Genomic DNA, 9,027 nt, shown 5'->3' on the forward strand with positions numbered 1-9,027 from the left:
CCCGCATTTTTCACTTTCTGTTTTACTTTTCTTCTCGACAGGACTATAATAAGTGCTTATTTTCGGAGGTTTATATGTCATTTTTATCAAAAAATGGAGCAGGAATCTTGGCCTGCCTTCTCATTTCTATCGTATCTTGGTTCCTGGGAGGATTTTTCCCCGTGGTGGGTGCACCTGTCTTTGCAATTTTTGCTGGAATGCTCCTCCACCCCTGGCTCTCACCCTACAAACAACTAGATGCAGGTTTGACCTTTAGTTCAAAGAAATTGCTCCAGTATGCCGTTATCTTACTCGGTTTTGGTCTCAATATCTCGCAAGTCTTCGCAGTTGGACAATCTTCACTCCCTGTCATCCTTTCCACCATTTCGATTTCCTTGATTGTTGCCTACCTCTTCCAGCGTTTCTTTGCGCTAGACACAAAACTGGCTACCTTGATTGGAGTGGGGTCTTCTATCTGTGGTGGCTCTGCCATTGCTGCGACAGCGCCCGTTATCCATGCCAAGGAAAAAGAAGTTGCCCAATCCATCTCCGTTATCTTTTTCTTCAATGTCTTGGCTGCGCTCATCTTTCCAACTCTAGGAACCTGGCTTCACTTATCAAATGAAGGCTTCGCCCTCTTTGCAGGAACTGCGGTCAATGACACTTCCTCTGTAACGGCTACCGCCAGCTCCTGGGACAGTCTTTACCAAACCAATACCCTTGAGTCTGCAACCATTGTGAAACTCACACGCACCCTTGCCATTATTCCTATCACGCTCTTTCTCTCCTATTGGCAAAGCCGCCAACAAAAAAATAAACAAGGCGTACAACTGAAAAAAGTTTTCCCACTTTTTATCCTTTATTTTATCCTGGCCTCTCTCTTAACGACTCTCCTTACCTCTCTCGGTGTGTCTAGTAGCTTCTTTACCCCTCTCAAACAACTCTCCAAATTCCTCATTATCATGGCTATGAGTGCCATCGGTCTCAAAACAAATCTAGTAGCCATGGTCAGATCCAGCGGTAAATCCATTCTTCTTGGAGCCCTTTGCTGGATTGCCATCATCCTCACCAGTCTTGGCATGCAAGCATTGATTGGTACTTTATAAAATAAAAAGGTAGCCCATGGCTACCTTTTTATTGTTCAAGAATTAAACGTGTATGTTCTCTTTTGATGCAACGATTCATCACGATGTCATCGCATCCTCCAGCACGCAAGATTTCTTCCGCTTCTAGACTTTCAAGTCCCAGTTGTGCCCAAAAAATCTTGGCATCAGCCTTGAGAAAATCACGCGCCACATCTGGTAAAAACTCGCTACGTCGGTATACATTGACGATATCTACAGGAAAAGGAATCTCAGCTAGACTCGCATAAGCCTTCTCTCCCAAGATTTCCCCACCTGCAGCCTTGGGATTAACTGGAATGATTTTATAGCCCCGAGCCTGCATTTCCTTAGTCACTCGATTGCTAGTTGTTTCTTCACGATCGGATAAACCCACTACCGCTAACGTTTTACTGGTTGCCAGATACTGACGGATCACACCATCACTTGGATTGATAAATTCTTGACTCATAGAATTCCTCCTTTTTTCTCAGTATAGCACATTTTGAAAAGGCTTGCAGATTTTGACTATAAAAATCTCCTAGCAAGAAAAGAAACCTGCTAGGAGTTCTGTCTACTTCAAGTGAAAGATTAAATCTTTTTCTCAATACAAAATAGGGGAGAAAGAGGACGTTTTTCGTGGATACGAATAATAGCATCGCCCAGAAGATGAGCAATCGAAATTTGTTCAATCTTATCAATCAAACGCTCTTCTGGTAGGTAGATAGTATCCAAAACAACCAATTTCTTAATAGCTGATTTTTGGATATTATCCATAGCTGGCCCTGAAAGAACTGGGTGCGTACAGCTTGCGTAAACTTCAACAGCACCTGCTTCAGCAAGAGCATCCGCCGCATGACAAATAGTTCCAGCTGTATCGATCATATCGTCAATCAAGATACAAGTCTTACCTTCTACCTTACCAATGATGTTCATCACTTCACTGGTATTCATCTTGTCTACACTACGGCGTTTGTCAATAATCGCAATCGGAGTTTTCAAAAACTCTGCCAATTTACGAGCACGAGTTACCCCACCATGGTCTGGGCTGACAACCACGTAGTCCGAGCCAACCATGCCACGACGTTCAAAATAGTCCGCAATCAATGGAGCACCCATCAAGTGATCTACAGGAATATCAAAGAATCCCTGAATCTGTGCAGCGTGCAAATCAATCGTCAACAAACGATCTACCCCAGCAACTTCTAGCATGTTTGCAACGAGCTTTGCAGTGATTGGCTCACGCGCGCGCGCTTTTCTATCCTGACGTGCATAGCCATAGTAGGGCATAACAACATTGACAGATTCTGCACTAGCACGCTTCAATGCGTCCACCATAATCAAAATTTCAAGTAAATTATCATTTACAGGTGAACTAGTTGATTGTAGGATAAAGACGTGTTTTCCACGGATTGATTCTTCGATGTTGACTTGAATCTCTCCATCTGAAAATTGGCGAACAGTCGATTTCCCCAACTCTATCCCAATTTCTTGCGCCACACGCTCTGCCAATTCTCTATTAGAAGAAAGGGCAAACAGCTTTAAATCAGAAAAAGACATGATTTCCTCCGGTATTTATGTATCACTTGTTTTTACACAACATTTTCCATCTACCATTGTAGCGCTTTTTCCTTTATTTTTCAATCAAAAATAAAACAAGAGTAAACATTTATACCCTTGTTTTATGCTATTTTATATTAGCTATATTAAACCTAAAAATCCTACATTTTAACAATCGATTTTATGCTAGGATGAAATTTTTTCGAGACAAAGTTAGTATACTTCTCTCATACTTCCTGTATCCACATCATAGACAGCACCTGAAATAACCACATCATCAGGAATCAGTGGAGATTCTCGAAGCAATTGCATATCCTCTCTCACACTCTCTTCAACATCCTGGAATGGTAAAAAGTCTTGATCAGACACATCGACTCCGAGCTCGTGTTTCAAATGTTCATGAAAACTTTCATTTTGAAAGGTTTGAGCTCCACAGTCTGTATGGTGAAGCACCACAATCTCTCTTGTCCCCATTTGTTGCTGGGAAATCACCAGTGAACGAATCATGTCCTCAGTTACTCGACCACCCGCATTCCGCAAGATATGAGCATCCCCAAGGGCCAAACCTAGAGCTTGCGCAACGTGTAGACGTGAGTCCATACAGGTCACGATAGCTACTCTGGTTTTGGGTTTAAGTGGCAGATTTAACTGCCCATGTAGGGCAACATAAGCCTGATTGGCTTGCATAAACTGTTCAAAATACGACACGATTCCCTCCTCAAAAATTTGATAATCAAATATTTCTCCTATCTTATCATTTTTAAGAGGATTTGTCACGGATTATGCAAAGACCTTTTTCAAAACTTCTTGAATCGTTGTCACACCAATGACTTCAATTTCCTTGAGTGGAGTGATTCCTGTCAAGGAATTCTTGGGTACATAAATCTTGGTAAAGCCCAGTTTTGCCGCTTCATTAATACGTTGTTCGATACGATTTACGCGCCGAATCTCTCCCGTCAAGCCCAACTCTCCTACAAAACATTCCTGAGGATTGGTTGGTTTATCCTTGTAACTCGAAGCAATGGCAACCGCAACAGCCAAGTCAATGGCAGGCTCATCCAATTTGACACCACCAGCCGATTTGAGATAGGCATCCTGATTTTGCAAGAGAAGCCCTGCACGTTTTTCCAAAACAGCCATAATCAGACTAGCGCGATTGAAATCAAGCCCTGTCGTCGTACGCTTAGCATTTCCAAACATAGTCGGTGTCACCAAGGCCTGCACTTCCGCAAGAATTGGACGTGTTCCTTCCATAGTCACCACGATGGACGAACCAGTCGCTCCATCCAAGCGTTCTTCCAAAAACACTTCACTAGGATTAAGAACTTCAACCAATCCGCCCGACTGCATCTCAAATATGCCAATCTCATTAGTGGAACCAAAACGGTTTTTGACTGCTCTCAAGATACGAAAGGTATGGTGACGTTCCCCTTCAAAGTAAAGCACGGTATCTACCATATGCTCCAGCATACGCGGACCAGCCAAGGTCCCTTCCTTGGTCACATGCCCTACGATAAAGATGGCAATGTTATTGGTCTTAGCCAGCTGCATAAGCTCAGCGGTCACCTCACGCACCTGAGACACAGACCCTTGCACCCCTGAAATCTCAGGAGACATAATCGTCTGGATAGAGTCGATGATGAGAAAATCTGGTTGGATGCGCTCCACCTCAGCCCTCACGCTCTGCATATTGGTCTCTGCATAGAGATAAAACTCACTATCAATATCCCCCAAGCGCTCTGCACGGAGTTTAATCTGCTGGGCAGACTCCTCCCCACTGACATAGAGAACCGTACCCACTTGAGATAGCTGGGTTGAAACTTGTAGGAGAAGGGTTGATTTCCCAATCCCAGGATCCCCACCGATGAGGACGAGACTTCCTGGTACCACTCCGCCTCCAAGCACACGGTTGAATTCCTCCATCTCCGTCTTGGTTCGATTGACATTGATGGAAGTCACCTCAGCCAGTTTCATAGGCTTGGTTTTTTCACCTGTCAAGGACACTCGTGCATTCTTGACCTCGGCAACCTCAACCTCTTCTACAAAAGAAGACCAAGACCCACAGTTAGGACAACGCCCTAGATACTTAGGTGAATTATATTCACAATTTTGACACACAAATGTCGCTTTTTTCTTTGCTATAATAATTCTCCTTTTACGGTTACTCCGAAAGAATGCCACTTATACAATGTATTTTGAAATTTATTCTGGTTGGCAACTCCGACAGCAGACAAATCGACAGAAACCTGATAATTCTCCTTGACAGCTGCCAAAACGGAAGCCTTGACACAGAAATTGCCATCTACCCCTATAAACTCTATGCTCTTAGCACCATTTCCCTCTAAAAAATCTTTTAAATCTGGATTAGTAAAGCAAGAAGCCCGACACTTCTCAAAGATACGAGAAGATACAACTAACAAGTTGGTCGCAAATTTCTTCTTTCTATCTTTTCTCTCCCAGAAAAAACGATTGAGAATATAGATAACTCGGTCGCTGGGATAAGTAGCAATTTTGTCATTTACAGCTGCAGTCAGTTCTTCATGATAGGCTTTTCCTACAGCAACATAATCTGACTGCATGTCTACAACTAATAAATAGTCTGCCATTTTATCCCTCTATTTCCCTGTCGATCCAAATCCACCAGTCCGCACGCCATCTGCCTCATCTCCATCTGCAATCAAGAAAGGAGCAAAGACAGCCTGAACCACACGTTCCCCAACTTCGAGAACCACTTCCTGATCAGTAATATTTTTCATCTGAGCAAAGATATGTCCTTCATTCCCTGGATTGCCATAATAGTCTCCGTCAATGACACCCACAGAGTTAATCAAGACCAAGCCTTTTTTACGAGGGTTTGAAGAACGGTCATAGAGATAGAGCACCTCTGTCGGTTGCATATAAGCCTTAACTCCTGTTGGGACCAATATAATCTCACCTGGCGCAATGACAGTTCGTTCGGCAACCTTTAAATCGTACCCAGCTGCATGAGCTGTCTCACGCTTAGGCAACAAATTTTCATCTGTAAAACTCGAAACCAATTCAAAACCACGAATTTTCATATTTTTCTCTTTTCTATAATCATTTATTCTAGGCTATTTTATCTTATTTATTCGAAAAAAGCACGAAAAAAGAGCACACAATTCACATCGCTTAGGGCTGCTGGATTCCTCCCCTGACCCGCTTCACGCAGAACTGTTGCTCCACTATTCATTATACCACATTCCCCTCTGTTTTTAAAGAGAAATTATTTTTTCCGTCGATTTCGGAAAAAGTCCTGCATAATCGCTGCACAGTCATCTTCCAAAATTCCCGTTTCTACCTCTACACGATGATTGAGACGCTCATCTGTCAAAATATCGTACAAGCTTCCAGCTGCACCAAATTTCTGATTCTTAGCCCCGTAGACTACCTTTGGAATACGGGCAAGCCCAATCGCCCCGCTACACATGACACAAGGCTCAATGGTCACAAAAAGCGTACAATCGAGCAGGCGCCAGCTCTCCTCACTCACATTCGCATTCTCTATAGCCATGATTTCTGCATGCATGACCGCCCGTTGCAACTCCTCGCGCGCATTATGCCCCCTACCAATGATTTCTCCATCCTTGACAATCACACAACCAATTGGAATTTCATCGTGTTCTAAGGCAATCTCAGCCTCTCTCAAAGCCTCTCTCATAAAGGCTTCTTTTTCTTCAACTGTATAATTCATCGTTCTTCTCTTTTCCTACTTGTCGATTTTATTATTATATCATGATTCTCAAGACAAAAAAAGCCACCGAATGCGGTGACTTAATAGGGAGATTATTATGAAAAAGAAAAGTTTAGGATATTTGTTACAACAAGTTAGGAGGTCTTCTTGTAACTGTCTATAGTATACCCAACCTGTCTTAAACTAATCTTAAAAATCTCCTATGACCAAACACTTTCTAAAATATTAGTTTGTTCACGACCGGGACCTACTGAGAAAGTTGAGATACGAACACCAACCAACTCGCTTACACGACGAACATAGTTACGTGCATTCTCAGGAAGGTCTTCTAAATTACGGACTCCAGTGATGTCTTCTGACCAACCTGGCAATTCCTCGTAGATTGGCTTGCAACGTTTCAACTGCTCAAGACTAGCAGGATAGTAATCAATACGTTGACCATCAAGATCATAGGCCACACAGATTTTCACAGTATCCAAACCACTCAAAACATCGATAGAGTTCAATGAAAGATTGGTAATCCCAGATACACGGCGGCTGTGACGCATCACAACTGAGTCAAACCAACCTACACGACGTGGACGACCAGTTGTTGTACCGTATTCATGACCTACTTCACGGATGCGATCCCCCACTTCATCAAATAATTCAGTTGGGAAAGGTCCGTCACCTACACGACTCGTATAGGCTTTACAAACACCTACAACCTTGTCAATCTTACTTGGGCCAACACCAGACCCAATTGTCACACCACCAGCGACAGGGTTTGACGACGTAACAAATGGATACGTACCTTGGTCGATATCTAGCATAACACCTTGCGCACCTTCAAACAGCACACGTTTGCCATTATCAAGCGCATCATTCAAGATAACGGATGTATCTGTCACATATTGCTTGATTTGTTGACCATATTCATAATACTCTTCAAAAATATCATCAACTGAAATAGGAGTGCTATCATATAATTTTTCAAACAGACGATTCTTCTCCGCAAGATTGCGTTCCAAACGTTCACGGAAAATATCCTTATCCAAAAGATCCGCAATACGAATTCCAACACGAGCAGCCTTGTCCATATATGCTGGACCGATTCCCTTGATTGTAGTACCAATCTTATTGTCACCCTTAGCTTCTTCCTGCAAGCGATCCAACTCAATGTGATAAGGCAAAATAACATGCGCACGATCAGAAATACGCAAGTTATCAGTTGTCACACCTTCCTCATGAAGATAAGTCAACTCTTTCACAAGGGATTTTGGATTCACGACCATCCCATTCCCAATAACAGAGATTTTTTCAGGAAAGAAAATTCCAGATGGAATCAAGTGCAACTTAAATTTCTTACCATCAATCACAATCGTGTGACCAGCATTATCGCCACCTTGATAACGAGCAATTACCTCTGCATTAGCTGAAAGAAAATCTGTAATTTTCCCTTTACCTTCATCACCCCATTGGGTACCTACAACAACAACTGAAGTCATAATAAAATTCGTCTGAGCTACTAGGAGCTCGTCCTTTCTCATATACATGGCAGGAATTTCACCTGCAATTATATCTTACAATTTATTATAAGAAAAAAACACTATTTTATCAAGAAGAAACAGTAGAGAAGATTTGGAAATTCTCTCATTTCTAAATACAGAAGCCTTTGATTATAAGCTAATTCTATATTTTTTAAAATATATCTATAACCATCGTTCGTAATTATTACATAGATGCTTCCTATTAGATAAGAGTTGTACCACCTTGCAGTAATTTATCTAGATATAGACGATAAGCTGTTCTAAAGTGATATATAGAAAAGTCCCTATCACTTTTAATTTTAAATCGGATTAAGTAATATAGTAAAAACCGAAGATGAAGTGATTCCCACTCTGAACAACTCTGCCCTAAAGAGGCATATTCTTGTTCAACTAGTTTCAAAAAGACAAATGCTCGATCATAAAATTTCTGAAGCATATAAAAATTCCCTTTCTTATTAGTAACACTAGTCTAACAAAAAAAGGAACTAAAAAAGCTTCAAATTCTATAAAAGAAGAATTTAAAGCTAAACGAACTAAAAACAAAATAAAGAGGTAATTACAGATTTAAAAATTAAAATTTGAAATTTCAACAGTCCACTATATTTATAAATAAAAAAACGCTCAGTTGAACGTTTCGATTTATACTCCGCCAGTAGGACTCGAACCTACGACATCATGATTAACAGTCATGCGCTACTACCAACTGAGCTATGGCGGATAAAAGCTAAGCGACTTCCATATCTCACAGGGGGCAACCCCCAACTACTTCCGGCGTTCTAGGGCTTAACTACTGTGTTCGGCATGGGTACAGGTGTATCTCCTAGGCTATCGTCACTTAACTCTGAGTAATACCTACTCAAAATTGAATATCTATCAAATACCAAGAAAACCTCACACTTCGTATTCTCAGTTACTTTGGATAAGTCCTCGAGCTATTAGTATTAGTCCGCTACATGTGTCGCCACACTTCCACTTCTAACCTATCTACCTGATCATCTCTCAGGGCTCTTACTGATATAAAATCATGGGAAATCTCATCTTGAGGTGGGTTTCACACTTAGATGCTTTCAGCGTTTATCCCTTCCCTACATAGCTACCCAGCGATGCCTTTGGCAAGACAACTGGTACACCAGCGGTAAGTCCACTC

Annotated in this window: 10 protein-coding genes, 1 tRNA gene, 2 rRNA genes and 1 other RNA gene; 1 reads left to right on the plus strand and 13 read right to left on the minus strand. The window is 41.8% G+C overall.

What is annotated here, in order from left to right; genetic code table 11:
* Positions 1 to 74: 74 nt before the first annotated feature.
* Entirely contained in the window at positions 75 to 1,085 is a 1,011-nt protein-coding gene (locus PCY17_RS09920) for a YeiH family protein (protein ID WP_070837628.1), read from the plus strand.
* A 28-nt stretch (positions 1,086 to 1,113) separates the two neighbouring features.
* Here PCY17_RS09920 and PCY17_RS09925 read toward each other — a convergent pair whose 3' ends face one another.
* The 13 genes from PCY17_RS09925 to PCY17_RS09985 form a co-directional block, all read right to left on the minus strand.
* On the minus strand, positions 1,114 to 1,551 hold the full coding sequence (locus PCY17_RS09925) for a CoA-binding protein (RefSeq protein WP_000076478.1): 438 nt from the start codon (positions 1,549 to 1,551) through the stop codon (positions 1,114 to 1,116).
* Positions 1,552 to 1,670: 119 nt separating this feature from the next.
* On the minus strand, positions 1,671 to 2,639 hold the full coding sequence (locus PCY17_RS09930) for a ribose-phosphate diphosphokinase (RefSeq protein ID WP_000010174.1): 969 nt from the start codon (positions 2,637 to 2,639) through the stop codon (positions 1,671 to 1,673).
* 213 nt (positions 2,640 to 2,852) lie between these two features.
* Entirely contained in the window at positions 2,853 to 3,347 is a 495-nt protein-coding gene (locus tag PCY17_RS09935) for a carbonic anhydrase (protein ID WP_002876632.1), read from the minus strand.
* 72 nt (positions 3,348 to 3,419) lie between these two features.
* The gene (gene radA, locus PCY17_RS09940; RefSeq protein WP_254765534.1) at positions 3,420 to 4,757 is read right to left on the minus strand and encodes a DNA repair protein RadA; all 1,338 of its coding nucleotides are present in this window, start codon (positions 4,755 to 4,757) and stop codon (positions 3,420 to 3,422) included.
* A 20-nt stretch (positions 4,758 to 4,777) separates the two neighbouring features.
* Positions 4,778 to 5,245: an isochorismatase family protein gene (locus PCY17_RS09945; protein ID WP_000796430.1), complete on the minus strand. Its 468-nt coding sequence runs from the start codon at positions 5,243 to 5,245 to the stop codon at positions 4,778 to 4,780.
* A 9-nt stretch (positions 5,246 to 5,254) separates the two neighbouring features.
* Positions 5,255 to 5,698, minus strand: a complete 444-nt coding sequence (locus PCY17_RS09950; RefSeq protein WP_000701976.1) for a dUTP diphosphatase — start codon at positions 5,696 to 5,698, stop codon at positions 5,255 to 5,257.
* A gap of 54 nt (positions 5,699 to 5,752) precedes the next feature.
* Positions 5,753 to 5,851: signal recognition particle sRNA small type (gene ffs, locus PCY17_RS09955), an RNA gene on the minus strand.
* A gap of 32 nt (positions 5,852 to 5,883) precedes the next feature.
* Entirely contained in the window at positions 5,884 to 6,351 is a 468-nt protein-coding gene (tadA, locus tag PCY17_RS09960; RefSeq protein ID WP_001110098.1) for a tRNA adenosine(34) deaminase TadA, read from the minus strand.
* 200 nt (positions 6,352 to 6,551) lie between these two features.
* Positions 6,552 to 7,838: an adenylosuccinate synthase gene (locus PCY17_RS09965; RefSeq protein WP_084859381.1), complete on the minus strand. Its 1,287-nt coding sequence runs from the start codon at positions 7,836 to 7,838 to the stop codon at positions 6,552 to 6,554.
* 244 nt (positions 7,839 to 8,082) lie between these two features.
* A complete protein-coding gene (gene comW / locus PCY17_RS09970; protein WP_049484227.1) occupies positions 8,083 to 8,316 on the minus strand; it encodes a sigma(X)-activator ComW in 234 nt (77 codons plus the stop codon).
* Positions 8,317 to 8,524: 208 nt separating this feature from the next.
* A tRNA-Asn gene (locus PCY17_RS09975) sits at positions 8,525 to 8,598 on the minus strand.
* A gap of 5 nt (positions 8,599 to 8,603) precedes the next feature.
* Positions 8,604 to 8,719: ribosomal RNA gene (gene rrf / locus PCY17_RS09980) — 5S ribosomal RNA — on the minus strand.
* A gap of 76 nt (positions 8,720 to 8,795) precedes the next feature.
* Positions 8,796 to 9,027, minus strand: a 23S ribosomal RNA gene (locus tag PCY17_RS09985); the annotation flags it as partial.

This window comes from Streptococcus sp. SO2 (assembly GCF_030440025.1).

Bases quoted from the DNA above. Each gene is read 5' to 3' on its own strand.
- PCY17_RS09920 (WP_070837628.1), top strand. From the start codon at position 75: ATGTCATTTTTATCAAAAAATGGAGCAGGAATCTTGGCCTGCCTTCTC.
- PCY17_RS09925 (WP_000076478.1), bottom strand. From the start codon at position 1,551: ATGAGTCAAGAATTTATCAATCCAAGTGATGGTGTGATCCGTCAGTAT.
- PCY17_RS09930 (WP_000010174.1), bottom strand. From the start codon at position 2,639: ATGTCTTTTTCTGATTTAAAGCTGTTTGCCCTTTCTTCTAATAGAGAA.
- PCY17_RS09945 (WP_000796430.1), bottom strand. From the start codon at position 5,245: ATGGCAGACTATTTATTAGTTGTAGACATGCAGTCAGATTATGTTGCT.
- PCY17_RS09950 (WP_000701976.1), bottom strand. From the start codon at position 5,698: ATGAAAATTCGTGGTTTTGAATTGGTTTCGAGTTTTACAGATGAAAAT.
- tadA (WP_001110098.1), bottom strand. From the start codon at position 6,351: ATGAATTATACAGTTGAAGAAAAAGAAGCCTTTATGAGAGAGGCTTTG.
- PCY17_RS09965 (WP_084859381.1), bottom strand. From the start codon at position 7,838: ATGACTTCAGTTGTTGTTGTAGGTACCCAATGGGGTGATGAAGGTAAA.
- comW (WP_049484227.1), bottom strand. From the start codon at position 8,316: ATGCTTCAGAAATTTTATGATCGAGCATTTGTCTTTTTGAAACTAGTT.